This is a genomic window from Arsenophonus sp. PmNCSU2021_1 (assembly GCF_036919435.1).
Taxonomy (GTDB): domain Bacteria; phylum Pseudomonadota; class Gammaproteobacteria; order Enterobacterales; family Enterobacteriaceae; genus Arsenophonus; species Arsenophonus nilaparvatae.
In genome coordinates this window covers 746,029-764,426 of the sequence record NZ_JAZHPL010000006.1, presented here as the reverse complement: position 1 = coordinate 764,426, position 18,398 = coordinate 746,029, and the positions used below count along the sequence as shown (strand labels likewise).

General features: G+C 40.5%; 15 protein-coding genes and 3 pseudogenes. 11 read left to right on the top strand and 7 right to left on the bottom strand.

Going from position 1 to position 18,398, the window contains the following annotated elements; all coding sequences use genetic code 11:
* The first annotated feature begins 98 nt into the window (after positions 1-98).
* The 10 genes from V3224_RS16900 to V3224_RS16855 are packed head-to-tail and all read left to right on the top strand — an operon-like array spanning position 99 to position 11,662.
* Complete coding sequence (locus V3224_RS16900; protein WP_442890585.1) at positions 99-1,952, top strand: IucA/IucC family protein; 1,854 nt, start codon at positions 99-101, stop codon at positions 1,950-1,952.
* 26 nt (positions 1,953-1,978) lie between these two features.
* Positions 1,979-2,803, top strand: coding sequence for a TonB-dependent receptor plug domain-containing protein (locus tag V3224_RS16895; RefSeq protein ID WP_334471904.1), 825 nt, complete (start codon positions 1,979-1,981; stop codon positions 2,801-2,803).
* Positions 2,706-4,106 carry a TonB-dependent receptor gene (locus tag V3224_RS16890; protein WP_334471902.1) on the top strand — a complete coding sequence of 467 codons (1,401 nt, stop codon included), beginning with the start codon at positions 2,706-2,708 and terminating at the stop codon, positions 4,104-4,106. Before V3224_RS16895 ends, V3224_RS16890 begins: the two co-directional genes overlap by 98 nt.
* A 10-nt stretch (positions 4,107-4,116) precedes the next feature.
* Positions 4,117-5,520 carry a Y4yA family PLP-dependent enzyme gene (locus V3224_RS16885; protein WP_334471900.1) on the top strand — a complete coding sequence of 468 codons (1,404 nt, stop codon included), beginning with the start codon at positions 4,117-4,119 and terminating at the stop codon, positions 5,518-5,520.
* Between the two features lie 11 nt (positions 5,521-5,531).
* On the top strand, positions 5,532-6,548 hold the full coding sequence (locus tag V3224_RS16880; protein ID WP_334471898.1) for a PLP-dependent cysteine synthase family protein: 1,017 nt from the start codon (positions 5,532-5,534) through the stop codon (positions 6,546-6,548).
* The gene (locus tag V3224_RS16875; protein WP_334471896.1) at positions 6,545-7,714 is read left to right on the top strand and encodes an NAD/NADP octopine/nopaline dehydrogenase family protein; all 1,170 of its coding nucleotides are present in this window, start codon (positions 6,545-6,547) and stop codon (positions 7,712-7,714) included. Before V3224_RS16880 ends, V3224_RS16875 begins: the two co-directional genes overlap by 4 nt.
* A complete protein-coding gene (locus tag V3224_RS16870; RefSeq protein WP_334471894.1) occupies positions 7,705-8,928 on the top strand; it encodes an MFS transporter in 1,224 nt (407 codons plus the stop codon). The genes V3224_RS16875 and V3224_RS16870 overlap by 10 nt, the downstream gene beginning before the upstream one ends.
* Entirely contained in the window at positions 8,925-10,085 is a 1,161-nt protein-coding gene (locus V3224_RS16865; protein ID WP_334471892.1) for an ABC transporter substrate-binding protein, read from the top strand. Before V3224_RS16870 ends, V3224_RS16865 begins: the two co-directional genes overlap by 4 nt.
* Positions 10,054-11,238, top strand: a complete 1,185-nt coding sequence (locus V3224_RS16860) for an aminotransferase class V-fold PLP-dependent enzyme (RefSeq protein ID WP_334471890.1) — start codon at positions 10,054-10,056, stop codon at positions 11,236-11,238. Before V3224_RS16865 ends, V3224_RS16860 begins: the two co-directional genes overlap by 32 nt.
* A 7-nt stretch (positions 11,239-11,245) precedes the next feature.
* Complete coding sequence (locus tag V3224_RS16855) at positions 11,246-11,662, top strand: transcriptional regulator (RefSeq protein ID WP_334471888.1); 417 nt, start codon at positions 11,246-11,248, stop codon at positions 11,660-11,662.
* Between the two features lie 175 nt (positions 11,663-11,837).
* Here V3224_RS16855 and pgmB read toward each other — a convergent pair.
* The 6 genes and pseudogenes from pgmB to V3224_RS16825 form a co-directional block, all read right to left on the bottom strand.
* A pseudogene (gene pgmB, locus V3224_RS16850) lies at positions 11,838-12,476 on the bottom strand (beta-phosphoglucomutase).
* Between the two features lie 8 nt (positions 12,477-12,484).
* Complete coding sequence (locus V3224_RS16845) at positions 12,485-13,150, bottom strand: glycosyl hydrolase family 65 protein (RefSeq protein ID WP_334471886.1); 666 nt, start codon at positions 13,148-13,150, stop codon at positions 12,485-12,487.
* A 60-nt stretch (positions 13,151-13,210) separates the two neighbouring features.
* Positions 13,211-13,972: an IS21-like element helper ATPase IstB gene (gene istB, locus V3224_RS16840; protein ID WP_334467780.1), complete on the bottom strand. Its 762-nt coding sequence runs from the start codon at positions 13,970-13,972 to the stop codon at positions 13,211-13,213.
* Positions 13,959-15,000: pseudogene (gene istA / locus V3224_RS16835) on the bottom strand (IS21 family transposase). Before istA ends, istB begins: the two are co-directional and overlap by 14 nt.
* 3 nt (positions 15,001-15,003) lie before the next feature.
* On the bottom strand, positions 15,004-15,498 hold the full coding sequence (locus tag V3224_RS16830) for a hypothetical protein (RefSeq protein WP_334472060.1): 495 nt from the start codon (positions 15,496-15,498) through the stop codon (positions 15,004-15,006).
* Between the two features lie 176 nt (positions 15,499-15,674).
* Positions 15,675-16,052 (bottom strand): annotated as a pseudogene (locus V3224_RS16825) (glycoside hydrolase family 65 protein); the annotation flags it as partial.
* A gap of 76 nt (positions 16,053-16,128) precedes the next feature.
* Here V3224_RS16825 and V3224_RS16820 point away from each other — a divergent pair.
* Complete coding sequence (locus V3224_RS16820) at positions 16,129-17,001, top strand: IS982 family transposase (RefSeq protein WP_334467716.1); 873 nt, start codon at positions 16,129-16,131, stop codon at positions 16,999-17,001.
* A 173-nt stretch (positions 17,002-17,174) separates the two neighbouring features.
* On the opposite strand, the gene V3224_RS16815 is transcribed toward V3224_RS16820, so the two are convergent.
* Positions 17,175-18,389, bottom strand: a complete 1,215-nt coding sequence (locus tag V3224_RS16815; protein WP_334471884.1) for a hypothetical protein — start codon at positions 18,387-18,389, stop codon at positions 17,175-17,177.
* Positions 18,390-18,398 lie beyond the last annotated feature (9 nt).

The window sequence follows — 18,398 nt, the reverse complement described above, 5'->3', positions numbered from 1 at the left end:
TTAATTTTGATGCTAACTTAGTGACTTGAATTTTTCAAGACTCGTAACGTGATTAGTATGATTTTTATAGTTTCAACACTCTAACCTAGAAAGAGAAAATGATGGAACAGCCAGGGAAATTAAGCACGAATAAGAATAATCATACCAATTTATTTGATTATTCAATGCGCAACGCACTGACCAGAATAGTCCGATGCCTTTTTGCAGAAAAGTTATTGGATGTGACACAAGTTATTATTTCTAATAATCAGGTTTCATACCCTCTTTCTGATGGCATTAGCAAACTTCATTTTGAAAAAACAACAATTTATCCAGCCAATACAATTATTAATAGAGGGGATATATTCCTTGAAAGTTCCAATGGCCATAAAGTACAGATTCAAACACATGAACATTTGATTGATATTATTCTAAATGATCTTGATTTCAGGCCAACCATGGAAGGGATAAACCAATTCAATGATGATGTCGCAAATAGCATCCACAATGACAGAATGGCTAGAAAACACAGGAAGAATTGGCGGGCAACTATTGCCAAAAAAATGGCAAAGGATGATGAAAGATTTTTTACCAAATGGGTAATGGCACACCATGATATACGTGATGGAGCGACTCTCCTCGATCAATGGGGGGCACTGGAAGGACATCCCTACTATCCAACCTGGAAATCTCGTCCAGGATTGAATGAGCAGGATATTGAAGATTTATCTGCCGAATTTGGTACTCGAGTTACCCTTCGTATAGGGGCTTTACGAGCAGACATGACATATTGCGAAAAAATGCCTCATGTTAAAGATATTCATCAATGGCTTTCAGAGGTTTTTCCTGATACTTGGCCGATATGGTGTGAGTGGTTGAAAAATGAAGGACTCGAACCTGGCATGTGGTTTCCCCTTCCTCTCCATCCATGGCATCTCAAACACTGGATCCGTAAACATTTTGCGAAAGAAATTAAAGATGGAATACTCCTGACCGATGGCCCTATGCTTGAAACAGCACCTTCCATGTCATTCAGGACTATGCTACCAACCTCATCTAAATTGCCTTTTATCAAATTACCAGTCGCAATCTGGATGACAAGTGAAATGCGCAGTTTGCAAGCTAAATCGATTCATATGGGTCCACGCATCAGTACAATCATTGATGCGATCTTAAAAGCGGAAAATGGCTTTGATGGTATGCTTGATTGCTTCCGTGAAGAGGCTGCATGGCATTTCCTTCATCCGGAACGGAAAAATGATGCGGAAGGTGAATTCCTTTCAGTCGTATTCCGCAACACGTCACCTTGGCAAATAGAATCTAATACGCTGGCAGTAACAGTCGCGGCGTTATTTACCGAATTACCTCACCGACCACTACCCGTAGTCAGTGAATTTATTGAATTATCGGGTCAGGATCCGAGTAACTGGTTCCGTAATTATGCGTACATTGTGCTTAAACCTGTCCTGGCAATGTATCTGATTTATGGCGTAGCTCTCGAGGCTCATCAACAAAATACTCAGATTTTGTTTGATGAAAAGGGTATGGCGCAGGCAATGCTTATTCGTGACTTTGGTGATGGCCGCACTTGGGCTCCCGCTCTTCGTAAACAAGGTTATGAACTTAAACCTTATTCATGGCCAGGTATTTTATCCACTGTATTTGAAGACGACATTGAGCCCGTGAGAACATTCGTCGTGGATGCTTGCTTTGTTAGTCACTTACACGAACTTGCTTGGTTTTTGACCGATCTTTATCACATTACAGATAATCGGATGTGGAACATTCTCGGTGAAGAACTAGAACGTGTTTTCAACGAACTACGCCCACGTCTTGATGAACAATTCTGGGATCAGGAACGACAGCATTTCATGCATCATCCATGGTTCACGCGTTCATTAATGAGAATGCATTTACAACAATATACCGATTACCGTATACAACATGGTCTTAATAACCCTCTGCTCGCCTGATAAGAGTGATTTCTGAGAATAAAGCGATGACAGTAAATCGTAATAAAACTATTTTGCTATGCCATCTTACTACGTTTGTTTTTACTAGCCACATTACGCTGAGCGCTGCCAGCGAGGAGGAACCAATTGTTGTTATCGGAAAAACATCAAATGTAACTGACGATGGCGATATTATACAACGAGCCAATATTGGCCTGTTAGGAAGTAAAAACGTACAAAATACCCCGTTCAGTATCAAAGGTTACACTTCTAAATATATTAATGATCGTCAAGCCAAAACGCTTGGAGATGTTATTCAACACGATTCGTCAGTCCGTGTTACCGCTCTTTCTGGCGGTATTCTGGATTCCTTTATGATAAGGGGATTTCCTCTTGGTGAAGGTAACATTGGTGAAGTCGCACTGAATGGTGTTTATGGTGTTGCTCCTAACTATCAACTCTTAACCCAATATCTTGAATGCATTGAGGTGCTTAAGGGACCAGGTGCTGGGCTGTACGGTATGTCACCTAATGGCGGTGTTGGCGGTGTAATCAATGCAGTAACTAAACGTGCAACCAATAGGGATGTTACTCAGATTACAACAACCTGGGAATCAGATAGCCAATTTGGCACTTACATCGATGTTGGCCGATTATGGTCAAATCCAGATGGTGAAATGTGGGGAATTCGTTTTAATGGTGGAGGTAATAGTGGTAATTTATCACTAAATAATGCCAGTAAAAATGCAGCTCTTGGCGCACTTGCACTTGATTATGCAAAAGGTGGATTCCGGGTATCTCTTGACTTACTGGATCAATATCAGCACGCAAAATCACCTAACCGACCTTTTACCGTTTCCCCCCAATATTGATGTCCCAGCAGCTCCAGATGGAAAGACAAACATTGCTCAAAAGGGAATGTGGTGGAAGATCCGTGACCAAGGTGTATTACTCCACACTGAGTACGACATTAATGATAATGTAACCTTTTTTGCTAACGCAGGAGGTGGTCGTTCTTTTGTCTCACGCATATCGGAACAAACACCAAACATTATCAATGAACGAGGAGATGTCGTATCAACTATTACTAATTTTCGGTTTAATGTAAATCGTTACACTTTAGAAACCGGTGCTAAGAGCTATTTTACAACCGGACCAGTAGAACATGAGATGACGTTTCAGGCCAGTTACTATCATGATCGCCTAGCTGTTGCTAGTACATGGGGACAAAAGGTTAATTCCAATATTTACTCTCCAACAGCAGAAGATGTCACTATGCCACCTACCCCAACTCATGTACCCAAAATATCTTCAAACCAACTGAGTGGTCTGGCATTAGCCGATACGCTTACACTTCTCGATGGCAGTGTTGATATTATCCCTGGTATTCGTTTCCAAAGAGTTCGTTCCGATAATTTTTCCGCTAACCGAGAACGCTCATCGACGTATGACGAATCGGCCTTTACCACAATGCTTGGACTGGTCTATCGACCATGGCAATCTTTGTCACTATACGCAAACTATATTGAAGGACTTAGTAAAGGCGATATAGCTCCTGGAACTGCTAAGAATGCAGGCCAGGTTATGCGACCTTATCGCTCAAACCAGTACGAAGTCGGGGTCAAATATAATCTAGGTGAACTTCTGATTAACCTTGCACTCTTCCAAATAACAAAACCAAGTGGAGCAATTGATAGTAATAATACCTTCAGCACTAACAATGAACAACGCAACCGAGGGATCGAACTGAATCTTTCAGGGGAACCATTGGAGGGTCTACGCATGACAGGAAGTCTCTCACTGATTGATGCTGAACTGACTAAATCACCAACCTCTGGTGTTCGAGGTAATAAACCTGTTGGCGTATCTCCAGTACAGGCAAACCTAGGCGTGAAATATGCCTTACCAGTATTAAATGGACTTTCGCTGAACAGTCAAATCAATTACAGCGGAAAACAGTATGTCAATCAGGCAAACACTCAGTCCATTGGTTCATGGATAACTGTAGATATGGGGGTTGCCTATAAAACTCAAGTTTATAGTATTCCGGCCACCTTCCGTTTTGATGTGCAGAATGTGTTTGACCGTCATTACTGGGCAGGCGTTGCTTCCTACAGCACGATTGCACAAGGCGCTCCTCGCACTTTCCTTGCTTCAGTAACCGTTGATTTTTGAGGTAATAAAAATGTCTTCACTACTCAACATTGCTAATCCCCAAAAAACTTCCTGGCAGGTAAACTTTGCCAGAGATTTACCTCCCTACCTCGATCCAGTAATTACTGACTGGTTACTACAGTCGCCAGAAATTCTTACCTGTTTAACGGATATGTATAGCTCGCCACTCAATATCGTCTGGCCGCATACTGTGGCTAATAATCTTAAAGCTATGGCTGCGGTTACAACGAGTTTCGGTATTAAAAGTAAATTTTATTATGGGGTAAAAGTTAACAAATCACAGGCACTACTACAAGCTGCAGTATCTGCTGGAGCTGGTGCAGATGTTTCCAGCCTCCAGGAATTACATGATGGCATACGTGCTGGATGCCATGGAGTTGATCTGTGCGCAACTGGGCCGGCCAAAACGCGTGATTTTTTGCAGGAACTAATTCTTAAGGGGGCACGGATTGCGGTAGATTCTTATCAGGAACTACGGGATATTATTGAACTTGCTCAGATCTGGAGAGGAAATTTCGAAAAAATTAGTCTATTGCTACGACTGCGTCCAGATGCAAATTGCTACAGCCGTTTTGGTATGTTAAGCGATGAAATTATCATCGCTCTTCATTCTCTGGCAGACAATAAGCACCTAGAACTTGCTGGTTTTCATTTTCATCTCAGCGGTTATGCTCCTGAAACAAGGGTTAGAGCTTTGCTTGACACCTTACCATTAATTACATACGCCCGTAACCTTGGATTAGATCCTCGAATTATCGATATCGGAGGAGGGTTACCAGTACAGTATGTAGAAAGTCAGTGTTACAAAACTTGGTTATCCTCACAAAAATTTGCAGATTATCGTACGGGCAAGATTCCTGCGTGCTTTTACCCATATGGTGGTGAACTCAATGCTGAACAATGGTTAACAGTATTTCTAGAGAGTCAAAACGCTGTAGGTGATCGTATATCTGATATTTTTTGTAAGGAAGGTTTAACACTTTGTATTGAGCCAGGTAGAAGCCTGGTAAATCAGAGCGCCATAAGCGTATTTCGAGTATGTCGAGTCCGCCCTCACACCGATGACAGTTCTGTTATATTTGTTGAAGGTAGTAGTTTCAGTGCTTGCGAGACCTGGTTTAATTCTGAATTTCTAATCGACCCAATCCATCTTCGATCCAGTAATCACGCACAAAATCACTCACCAGGGAAAGCATGGATTGCTGGGCATAGTTGCCTGGATGAAGATGTCATTACTAATCGACTGATTTCGTTTCTTCACTTACCTCAACCTGGGGATCTCTTGGTCTTTGTTAACACTGCCGGTTATCAGATGGATTTACTGGAAAATCAATTCCATCGTCATCCACTCCCAACAAGACTTACCGCATTGATGAATCCCAGTAATAAATTGATGTTCACCGTTGACAATTAAGGAATTTTTAAATGATTTTCAGCAAAGTAACTGATTTAATTGGCAATACTCCTGTCATACAGTTGCCATTGACACAAGCAGACTCCCGGTTATACATCAAAGTCGAGAAAAATAACCCTGGTGGTAGTATGAAAGACCGTATGGCCAGAAATATGATTGTTGCGGCACTTAAATCTGGGCGCATCCAACCGGGTGGAACGATTGTTGAGTCATCTTCTGGAAACACCGGTATTGGATTAGCGTTAGCCTCTATTGAATTTGGTCTTAAATTTATCGCCGTTGTCGATCACCATGCTGCTCAGGACAAAATATCCATCATGCGAGCGTTGGGGGCTGAGATCCGCTATGTTAAAGGTGACTATGGTGAAAATGAAGTCGCTGTTATTGAACGCCAACGTATGGCCGCCGAGATTGCCAGTGAAATATCAGGTGCGGTCTTTATGAATCAATCTGATAATGCCGCCAACGCAGGTGGGTATGCTGATCTGGTTCGTGAAATTGTCCACCAAATTGGTCGGGTTGACGCATGGGTAGGCTGCGTCGGCACTGGTGGTTCGATAACGGGTATTGCACACGGGCTCAAGATTCATAATCCTGATACTCTCACTATCGCTGTTGAACCGGAAGGTTCCATAGTATTTGGCAAACCAGGCAAGCCATATTACCAGTCAGGAACAGGAACACCAAAAGGGGATACGGTTGGTCTAGTGCTAGATTATAGCTGCATTGATTACGGCGAACAGGTTTCTGATGCTTGCGCTTTTGAAACAGCCCGTTATCTTGCTCGACGTTTTGGTTTATTGGTTGGCGGTTCTACTGGGGGAGCAATTTATAAGGCGCTAGAACTAATCGGTAAAGGGATAATCAAGGGCAATGTGGCGCTGGTCATCGCTGATGGAGGTGAAAAATATCTGCACACTATTTTCAATGAAGAATGGCTTAAAGAACGAGATTTGACTGCTCCAGAAATCTGGGATCAACTTGATAACTGGTTTGCTTCTTCCGCAATTCTGGAGTGTAAATCATGATCGCTGAGTATAAACTGAAAGTAACTATCTGTGGTGCTGGTAATACCGGTCACCTTGCAGCGGTTTTATTCAGTCAAAATCCTAAAGTCGACGTTACGCTTTTCAGCAGCCAACCCGAATTTCCTGCCACCTATAGAAAAAATGGTGGGCAAATTCATGCGTTATTGAATGATGGAACCCTATTAAAAGCGAGTCCCTCTTGTGTAACAGCATGTCCTTATGAAGCTTGCCGTGATGCAGATGTTATTATAATTACTACACCAATTCATGTAAGAGATAATGTACTAAAACTTATTCAGCCAGCACTGCCACGTAATAAACCGGTGTTTGTCGGTGCAATTCCTGGTTTTGGTGGTTTTGACTGGCTGGCAGAGTATCGTTTAGGAACTCTTCCTAACATCGTATTATGGGGGATGAAAGATGTTTCCCATATTGCTTTTGAGCTTATCCGTGGGAACAGTGTCAAACTTGGTGGCGCTAAATCACATCTTTATGTTGCATTACACCGTAGAGAAAAGCCAGAAATGGCTGAAATATTAATTGGTTATCTAAACCAACTTTATGAATCACCTGTGATGCTACTTGCTGATTACCTCGAAATTACCCTAACTCCAGGTAATCCAATTATGCATGGCTCCGTAATTTACGGTTTAATCGGTCCATGGGGGCAGTGGCACAAACATTCCTTTAGCCATATCCCTTGTTGGTGGAATGATTGCCCAGAGTTAGGTGCCTACTTCCTTGCCCGTTGTGATGAAGAAAATCAGTTGCTACGTAAAGCAGCTGAGGCTGCACTTCACATCGATCTCAGCTCAGTACAACCTTTGCAGCAGGAAATCGTCGAGGCCTACGGTGATCTTATTGCTGATTCTCGTACATTGTTAAGTGTTTTAAGAACGAATCAGGCATACGAAGGAATTCCGCTCCCTCTGATTAAAGCTAAAAATGAAGAAGGTTATGTTTTTGATCAACACCATAGAGTCTTTCAGGAAGATATTGCCTGTGGTCTTAGCCTTTTGGTTGCTATTGGAAAACGCCTTAATGTGCCAGTGCCTTATATCAATGAAATCTATCTTTGGTGTTGTGAGTATATAGGGGAAAACAGTGCCACCGTCCCTATCCCCACCAGTTGGCCGGAAATTAGGGTGGTAACAGAATGCGCGTGACAGGTAGCGTAGTGTTTATTGTTCAGTTCTTGTTTATCGTACAATTGCTCTCAATGGGCGCAATGGAGATGAGCGGACCTTTCTGGCCGTTACATTTAGCAAGTATGACATCGCAGGAACTGCTGAGTTTTGCCGGCACCGGTGTTTATATTGCCCCTATGCTAGGCATTATATTGACAAGCGCGTTCTGGGGGCGCGTTGGTGACAGGATCGGCAATAAAACAATGATGATCCGCGCACTGGCTGGCCTTGCTCTAACGCAGTTAGGACTCGCCTTCGCAAATGATGTATGGATTGTACTTATTCTGCGTTTTGTTCAGGGCGCTTGTGCCGGGTATATCGCTCCAGCACAGGCTTATGGTATTGCCATGGTACCGGCATCACAACATATACGTTTATTCGCATGGTTGCAGGTTTCTACCAATACAGGAGCACTTTTGGGTGCTATCACTGGCGGAGCTATTCTCGATCTATTGAGCTTTTTCTGGATCAATCTGAGTGCATCCATTATTTGTGCTCTATGTTCTCTTTTGGTGCTCCTAGTATTACCTGATGATGGCCCGACTAAAAGCACATCGACCGCCTCCCGTCTCCCAGAAGGAAAAAACACTTTACGTACCGTCAATAATAGAGCAATGGTTGGATTATTGCTTATTCTTAGTCTGCTATTAATGAGCAGAATGATAACGCAAACCCCGTTTTCACTTTATGTTACCAGCCTTTTCAATGCTCCGAACTGGTTGATAGGATTGGCATATGGTCTACAGGCTACTGGTGTAATCGTTTCTGCTACATTTTGGGCACGGTGGTTCGAACCTCATAATATGCACGCCACCCTAAAGCGTATGTTGAGCATAATAATCGGTTGTTTCCTTATAACCTTGCTGCTTGCAGCTGTGCGTCAAACTGGGTTGTTTATTGCCCTCTATTTTTTGTGGGGAGTATTGCTTGGCGCAACAACACCCATACTAACCGCATTAATCTCTCGTGCCGCGGCTAAGGGAGAACAAAGTTATGTACTTGGCCTGACACAAAGTATAAGCCAGTTTGCTTCTATTGCGGGTATTGCTCTTGGTGGAGTAACTCTTCTTTGGCCAGGATTGCCTGCTTTGTTTATTTGTGTCGCTGTAATGTATCTCATCACATTTTTTATCACGTTGAAAGTTAGCCAATCCTCCAAAGAATCAAATAAATCTATAGGGTATGAGCTATGATAGTAAGGTTTTTATTTTTTACCATACTGCTAATTTCTTCCAGTGTACAAGCGGAACAAATAGCTACTCCGGTGACCGATCTCCTCGGTAGAACTGTGTCAGTCAAACTTCCGGTTCAGCGCGTGATCCTAGGCGAAGGTCGACAACTTTACCTTGTTGCAATGTTAGATAAGGAAAATCCAGCTAAGCGAGTGGTTGCCTGGAGAAAGGATTTAATTCAGTCAGATCCAGCGACATGGCAACAGTATCGAAAACGTTTTCCCCTTTTGGAAAAAATCCCTACTTTTGGTGGTAGCGAACAGGGAACTTTCGATGTAGAGCTGGCCATTAGCCTCAAACCTGACGTTATCATCATGAACATGGATGCAAGAAAAGCGATCGTAGATTCAGGATATGAGGCGGCGCTTTCCAGCGCCGGGATCCCTATCGTCTATGTTGACTTTCGTTATGAACCAATAGCACATATTCCCCCGACGGTAAAACTGTTTGGCAAACTGTTTGGCAAAATGGAGCTTGCCACCGCCTACCTTCAATTCCGTGATATGGAGCTAAAACGTGTAACCTCCCAGGTAAATAAGTTAACGTCTCCCCTACCTAAAGTGTTTCTTGAGCGTCTAGGGGGATATTCAGATGAGTGTTGTATGACGTTTGGTAAAGGAAGTTTTGGGCGATTTGTCAAACTTGCTGGGGGAGAAAACATAGCTGCATCGTTATCTCCAGGTTCCTTTTTTACCATCAATCCAGAGCAGATAGTATCAACCAATCCCGATATAGTAATTTTGACCAGTGGTAATTTTCAGGCATCAGTACCTGGTGGGCGATGGATACCTCTCGGCCCTGGTGCGGATATTAAAGAAGCCCAAACTAGACTAGCATGGTTTACTACCCGCCCTGCCTATAAAAACAGTTCAGCTCAGCATAATAATGCATTTTTCGCTATTTGGCATCAGTTCTACAACAGTCCTTACGATGTCATTGCCATCCAGCAATTAGCAAAATGGATCCATCCTGAACTATTCAGTGAACTTGATCCCGATGATACATTTCGTCGTCTTCATCATAAATTCCTTCCCATTCCGTACTTAGCAGGATATATGGTTAGTCTGAAAGCAGAGGGGCATAATAGTGACACTTTGTCTGACACAGCTTCGCGCTGATACTCCAGGAACGGAGCATGTCATCCATTTTAATAATGCCGGGGCAAGTTTAATGCCTGAACCCGTTATACGTGCGATAAAGGAACATTACTCCAGAGAAATCACCATCGGTGGCTATGAAGCTGCTGTGACCCAGCGACAGTCAATTGACAATGTCTATCAGGAACTAGCAACGCTTATAAATGCAAAACCTGCTGATATCGCGCTGATGGAGAATGCGACTCGTGCCTGGGATATGGCTTTTTATTCTTTACCATTGAAATTTGGTGACATTCTTCTTACCTCAACAACTGAGTATGCAGGAAATTATATACCTTATCTGCAAAGACAAAAACGAGATGGTATAAAGGTTAAAGTACTGAATGAAGATGAAACTGGTTCTGTTTGTTTGGAACACCTAAAGAAAGCATTGGATAATCCCAATGTTCGATTAATAAGCCTACCATTGCTTGGTACACATGGTGGGCCAATACAACCCGTCGAGGAAATTGGCGCACTCGCGCGTGAAGCAGGCGTATGGTTTTTTCTGGATGCCTGCCAGGGAATTGGGCATTTACCATTGGATATCAAAAAAATTGGCTGTCATGTACTAACCGCTTCTGGTCGCAAATACTTACGTGCTCCACGTGGTACTGGTTTTCTGTGGATAGATAACATATTAAGCTCAACTATAGAACCAATATTGCTTGATCATCATGCCGCGAAGCTGGAAAGTGCTAATCATTATCGCATTAATCATAGCGCACGTCGTTTTGAATGCTGGGAAGCTAATATTGCGGATCGTCTTGGTCTGGGAGCTGCTGCCGCATATACTACATCATTAGGCCAGGAAAATATAACTCAACGAATTCTTCATCTTGGCAAACAACTTAGAACCGGTCTGAAGGATTTACCTCACATTCAGATACATGATCGTGGGAAATATTTATCTGGGATTGTTACGTTTACCGTCAAGAATATTATTCCAGAAAATGTACAAAAGTATCTATCCACTCATCCACGTCGTATGAATGTTTCCTGTTCACGATTTAATTCAACATTTATTGATATGAAAAATCGTGGACTTGACGCTGTCGTACGTGCATCTGTGCATGCATACAACAGTGAAGAAGAGATTGATACCCTACTTAACGTACTTGCTGATATCAGATGAGGTAAACATGATATATAACGTAGTATTGCGACCACTTGCATTGATCCGTCCATCTGAAGAGGTCAACATTGAACATGTAGAAATATTAGTAGAGGAGATTATTCACTGTCAGAGATGGATAACGGCTGTCCCAATAGAAAAACAAACTGGGATTATTATGGATGGTAATCATCGATATTGTGCTGCATATCGGTTAGGTCTAGCATGTCTTCCTTGTGTCATGCTTGATTATACCTATGAATGTGTAAGTGTTTACCACTGGTATAACGGTAAGCCTTTTTGCCCTGAAAAAATTAGAGAACATATTGTAAGTAAAGGGAAAATATTTCCATATAAAACTACCAGACATCTATTTTCTCCAGAACTTCCTGTTGTTGATTTTAGTATTCAGCAGTTGCAAAACATGCCCGTTACATATTCTTAAATACATTAAGGTAATGGCTGTTATAAATGCTGACAGTGAAAAAGCGCTGTCAACATTTATAAGTAAAACTATATATCACCAACCTCAATGACTAGTTTGTTGCCTGACCTAAAGATGCAAAAGAGGTTATTTTACTAAATGTTTACTATTTATATTAAATAATTAAAGCATTCAGTTATAGACATAACAGTTGCTCAAAATTAATTTTTTCAAAAGAGTCTACTCGTAAATCTGCACCCACTAAATTGTCTTTTGACGATATGCCAACAGAAAAAATATTCGCGCTATTTAATGCTGTAATTCCTGCTTGTGAATCTTCAAAACCAATCGCTTCATTAGGTAATACATCGATTAAATTGGCCGCTGTTAAAAAAATCTCTGGATCCGGCTTACCTTTAGATAAAGAGTGAGGATCAACAATTACATTAAAATAATCTTTAATATTCAGTTGCTCTAGGATCATTGTGGCATTTTTAGAAGCGGAGGCTATCGCACAAGGTATTTTCTTTTTTTTGGCTTGCTTAATAAAAGGCTATACCCCAGGCAAGATATTTTTTTCTGTCAGTTTACTGAGTGATTTTACATAGTAATCATTTTTACTGTCCATCAGGGCATTTTTTTCTGCCACACTAAAAACATCGGCTTTATTACCATAATGCAAAATTTTCTCCAATGACTCAATTCTGCTTATTCCCTTCAAAGTTTCATTAAAGGTCGCATCAAAATCAATATCGATTTGTTTAGCCAAATATTGCCAAGCTTTAAAATGATAAAAAGCGGTATCGACAATAACACCATCAAGATCGAAGATCATGCCCTTCTTCATGCAACTACCTCATTTTTATAAACAACATTAGCAATTTTACCGGCAGAAATCCGATACTGCTGCTCACCCACCTGTATCTCAGTATCCTGATCACATCCAATTGATAATTGTTCTCGAGTGATAAAAAATTGGTAATTAATGCCTAAATGGCACAGCTTAAATTGGAGATGCTGCCAATGAGTAGGTAATGAAGGATTGATTTTCAATAACGGTTGACGAATATCTACCCCACCGTATGTCATAATTGTCATATTGAGGGTGGCCGCCATTACGCCAGTATGAATACCTTCTAAGGTCGTTCCACCCTGAATATCTTGATAATCAGAAAATAAAGCGTCTTGATACAATTGCCAAGATAAAGCTGACGATTTAATATTCTCAGCCAAAGACGCATGAACAACACGGGATAGTGTCGAGCCGTGGGAAGTGCGAGAAAAATAATAATTGAAATTTTTTTCTACATAATTATCAGACGCAGGATAATTCATTTTCTCTAATAATGAACTAACAACATCTTGGTTAAAGTTATTAAATATCATTAATAAATCTGGCTGTTTGGCAATCTTATAATTATCGGCTAATTTCCCTTCAGCGCGTAGGATTCTATCTAACCTATAAATATTACCGTATTTATTGCGATATTTTTGCCAATCAATTGTCAACGATCACCGAAAACTGATCCACTTTTTAGCTAAATCCGATCAATCAAAATTGATCCACTTTTACTCAGTCATTGCTCCTGAGCGCCGCTTATCTTTCAATCGATAGCTTTCACCGCTTAATTGCAGTACATGCGAATGATGAAGTAAGCGATCAAGCATAGCGGCAGTTAATGTTGCGTCATCAGCAAAAGCATTTGGCCATTGCCCAAATGATAAGTTACTCGTCAATATGACACTGCCATGCTCATAACGCTTGGCAATCACATTGAAAAACAGGTTTGCTTCTTCTCGCCCAAACGGCAGGTATCCAATCTCATCGATAATCAACAATTTCGGGGCCATCACCGAACGTGATAGATATTGTTTGAGCTTATTTTGTCGTTTGGCAGTTGAGAGTTGCAACATCAGTTCAGCTGCCGTGGTAAAGCGGGTTTTCTTCTTGGCCTGTACTGCTTTTAATCCTAACCCAATAGCTAAATGCGTTTTGCCTACACCGCTTGGGCCAAGCAACACGACATTTTCATTACGTTCAATAAACGTTAATGCGCTTAATTCCTGTATGTGTTGTTTGGGGATCCCCGTTGCAAACTTAAAATCGAACGTATTAAGTTCTTTATGTGCTGGGAATCCTGCCATCCGACTCAAAAGATTACGGGTTCGTTCATCTCGTTGTTGTTGCTCACATTTTAATAGGGACAGTAAAAACTCTCCGTAGCTTTTGTCTTGGGCAATGCATTGTTCGGCAAGTGATGACCAATGAGTCGGAATAGAATTTAATTTCAATGACTCACACAGGTGTTCAATTTGTTCATGCAATAACATGTTCACCTCCCAGCAATGCTTCGTATACGCTGATTGAGTGTTGCAAACTGACAGATTCAAGGGGCGGTACGATACGGATATTAAGCGTATCAGTCTGCGGGATAGATTGGCAAACCCTTGCTGGTAAGGGTAGAAGATACTTAACTTCCTTAGCTAGTCTATCTGCTGGCTTCTCTAACGTTGTTCCATGAATCCGCTGATGGGCAACGCGTTGTAACCAGGGCCCCACTCTTGCATTAGCTATCTCAATATCCAGTTCAAGATTATGAGCACGAAGGTCGGTATTTAATGGTACGATAAAGCTGTTTTTTAAATAGTGGTTAAAGCGCTCTACTTTCCCTTTAGTTTTTGCCCTGTAGGGCTTGCAAGCACACAATTTAAACCCGTAATCTTTCGACATTTGAAGCATTTCGACATGTAATTTATGTTCACCTTCTGCATAAGCATCCCTTTCGATGATGAGGGATTTTGCGTTATCACACAATATTTCGTGTGGTACACCACCAAATATAGTCGAAAGCTTCTCGTAAACCTTGTTGCCAGGATTCTGCTCGTTCATTATCAAAGAACTTTACATAACTCGCACGCGAATAGCCTAGCGTTGCACCAAACGCTTTTAGTGATTTTTTACCTCGCCGGATGCTGGTGAAGTCGATTTGCATTTGTTGACCTGGCTGTGTTTCAAAACGGACGACAGCTTCGGGAACAATGCTTGGTTTAAATTGACAAACAAATCGGCGTAATTGAGCAATACCGCCTTGATAGCCGCTTTCAACTACTTCATCAAATAAGACTGTTGCAGGGATCCAATCAGGTTTAGCCAATTCAATTCGCTGAAGCAAATAAGGTTTAAAGGGTGTTAATTTAGTCGGTTGTTGACTTCTTTTAGCATAAGTTGGCATTGTCTGTTGTTGTAAATGATGTTTTACGGTGTTACGGGATATGCCCAATTCACGGGCAATTTTTCGAAGGCTTTGTCCTTGTGCAAAGCGAACATGAATATCCACAAATATCTCCTTGGTTAACATAAATTATCCGTACAAAAATGTGCGAATAATACCAAGTGGATCAGTTTTGCATGATCGGTGACAATCAATTTCTTCAAGGGCAAAATAACCATCAAATTGCCCGATAATGTTTTGCTCATTAATTGACAACACTAAGTTTTCTTTAATGGTTGTTAGTTGCTGCCAGAAATCATTATCGATATTAACTTGATTTAAGATATTATTTAAATCCTGTTTTGACAAAGATAAAACTATCAGATCAATTTGATTAAATAACCATGCCACCATTAAATTAGTGTAAGCATTACCCTGCAAACCGGCTTCTTTATTACCTAAACTATATTCATGAAATTCATCTGGCCCCATAACGCCACCAATATGATATCGATTAGTAGTCGCATCCCAGACTGTTTTACTCAGCCAAAACTTGGCAATCTCAATTAATAATTCCAACCCAAAATCGATCATAAATGGCTTATCGCCAGTATTTAACCAATATAGCCAAACATTATAAGCAATGCTTACACGAGTTTCGCACCAATAAAAAAACGCTCTATTTTTAAGTTTAATTCAGCATAATATGTAAATAGATAAAACCTTATAAATTAAATATAACTTATTGTAAATTAAGTGAATTTATGCATTTCAGTAACTTGCAGATTAATCATTACTTTTAAGCCATTTCTAGAATTTTATAGGCCTGTGCGAAACTCGTGGCTTAAAGAAATATGACACTGTAAGTGACTATGATCAGGATCACATTGTCCTGTCAGCGGATTTATATGTAAGGTTTGCGTCTGCTCACTACCATCATGACCTGATTGCCAAGGAAACATAGCACCTTGAAAACCAGCTTGCTGAGCGGCATGTTTTGCAGCCGGCAACCGCCGATAACGGTACATTAATAATTGGCGAGCGGTTGTCGGAAAATGCATAATATAAAATGGCAGAATAAATATTTCATCCCAAAAAATATGCCCTCGATAAGCTTCTCCATGCAAACCTCTAGCAGTAACAGAAACATCTAATTTAACCTGAGTTCGGGATAAGAAATAAAGAGAAAGTCTTGATATTCAAATAGTTGAATGAGCCTGTTTTGTTAAAATACTCTAACAGTCTGGTTAAAGAATAGAGCATTGTTAAACAATTATGGAAAATCTTACTGAACTTTATTGCCTGATGGATGATTTTTGCAAAGACTTCGAGCCAAAAATGCATGAATATTTGCTGACTAACGGTACTAAGCGTCGTAGACGGTCTACTCAGCTTTCGTTGGCGGAAATGATGACACTGGTTGTGTTGTTTCATCAACTCCGATTCAGGCAATTCAAGGTATTTTATCTCTATTATGTCCGCTTATATCTCCGGAAGGAATTTCCTAACTTGCCATCCTATTCACGCTGTGTAGAGTTACTTCCGCGTAGTGCCTTAGCGTTAACGGCACTGTTTGAGTCAATTAAGGGAAAATGCACGGGGCTATCGGTTGCCGATTCTACTCCGATAGCGGTGTGTGATAACTTACGGATCCGCAGACATAAAGTCTTCAATGGGATAGCTGAACGGGGAAAAAATTCAACAGGTTGGTTCTTTGGTTTCAAGCTTCATGTAATTATCAATCATTTGGGGGAAATACTCAGTTTTCGACTCACACCAGGAAACACCGATGATCGGAAACCATTGCCTGAGCTGACAAAGGATCTTTCTGGTTGTTTGTACGCAGATAAAGGGTATTTATCGGCTTCACTGAAACAGCAACTCAAAACGATGGGAATTAGCCTTATAACGAATATCAAAAAGAAAATGAAGCCTATTAAACAGACTTGTTTCGACAAAGCCATCTTGCGTCATCGTTCTGTCATTGAAACGGTATTTGATGAGTTAAAAAATCTTTGTCAAATAGAGCATACGCGACATCGCTCTCCGGCTAACTTTGTAGTGAATTTATTAGGCGGACTGGTTGCATATTGTTTAATGCCATCTAAACCAAAGATACCTGTTGCAGGTACGTATCTTCAAGTATAATTGATAATGCTTATCCCGAACTCAGGTTAATTTATGTTTACCATTCGTTAATGGGGAGCAAGAAGCTAATAGATGGTAGGTATGTAAACGCAGTAGTTTTTGCGTCATCATATCACCAGCAATGACAATATCGCTTTCCCGCCAAAGCGTTTGCCAGGCAAGCTGACTCTCTGCTAACTGGTAGCAAAATCAGGCAACTGCCATGAATTTACCTGCTGCCAATCTTGCTTAAAAACAGTAGAAATAGCGATCGCCACATTTTTCTCTAACCGATAACAGTTACCTTGTTGAGCAGAAAAAACCACCTGTTGAACAATACTATTTTCATTTATCCTATTTTCGACATTATTTGGCGCAAAAAAATCACCGCTAATTTCTGTCGAAACTCCAATCCCGATTTGACTTTGAAAGGTTTGCGCTAATAAATAAGTTTTATGCTTATCAACACTTAAATCTTTTATTTGATAATGAGAGGAATTGAGTGAACGATAGCGTTCAACACCATAATTAAACGTTCCACCATCTGTTTTGCTACAAATGGTGATTTGATCAGAAAAATTTAAAGGACAAAATTGATATTCAATACTATAGTGCGTCATTCTTGCCATATTAGTAAATTTTCGACAATCTATTTTTAAGCGACGCCCTTCTTGATCTTCAATTTGTAATTCACTAGATAAAATTCCTGTCATTAAATCTAATCGACGATAAAGAGAAATAACTTTAAAATCCGTAAAATTAACAAATTTACCTTGGCCAATACGTAACGAGATATATTGTGCATTGGGTGCATTAACGAAATCTTCATTATGAACTTGGTGGCCATTTATTACAGAAATAGCTTGATTATAAAGCCCTGCAAGATAAGTTGCCGGATAGGTATCATCACTGATTACCATTTCAGGTAATGTCCCGCGTAACCCTAAATATCCATTTGCTACGGTCAATAAGGAGTCAGTGGTATATTCCGCTTTGCCTGGATTATAGCCGAAATAATCAATGCTCCAAGTTATTGTTTGTTGTTTCTCTGCTAAGGCATGTTTTAATGTCTCTTCACATTCATCAACTAAAACTTCTGTTCGAATAAAGGGGACATTGAATATTTCAGAGAAACATTTCTCCATATCAACAACATCATTAGCAATTTTGATACAAAATGGCGAATAAAATGCTAACGCATCTCCTTTTAATATTCCCCCTTGAATATTGGGAAAATCTAATTTAATTTGTTTAATTAATTCTAATAACTCTAATATATTAATTTTCTGATAGGTTATCGGATAAATTTTCTTATTCATTTTGGCTTGGTAAACCACTAATTCTTGTGGTTTAAAAACAACATGCAAATAATTCATATTCAAATTCACTATTAAAAATGTATTAGTCAAATAATCCTT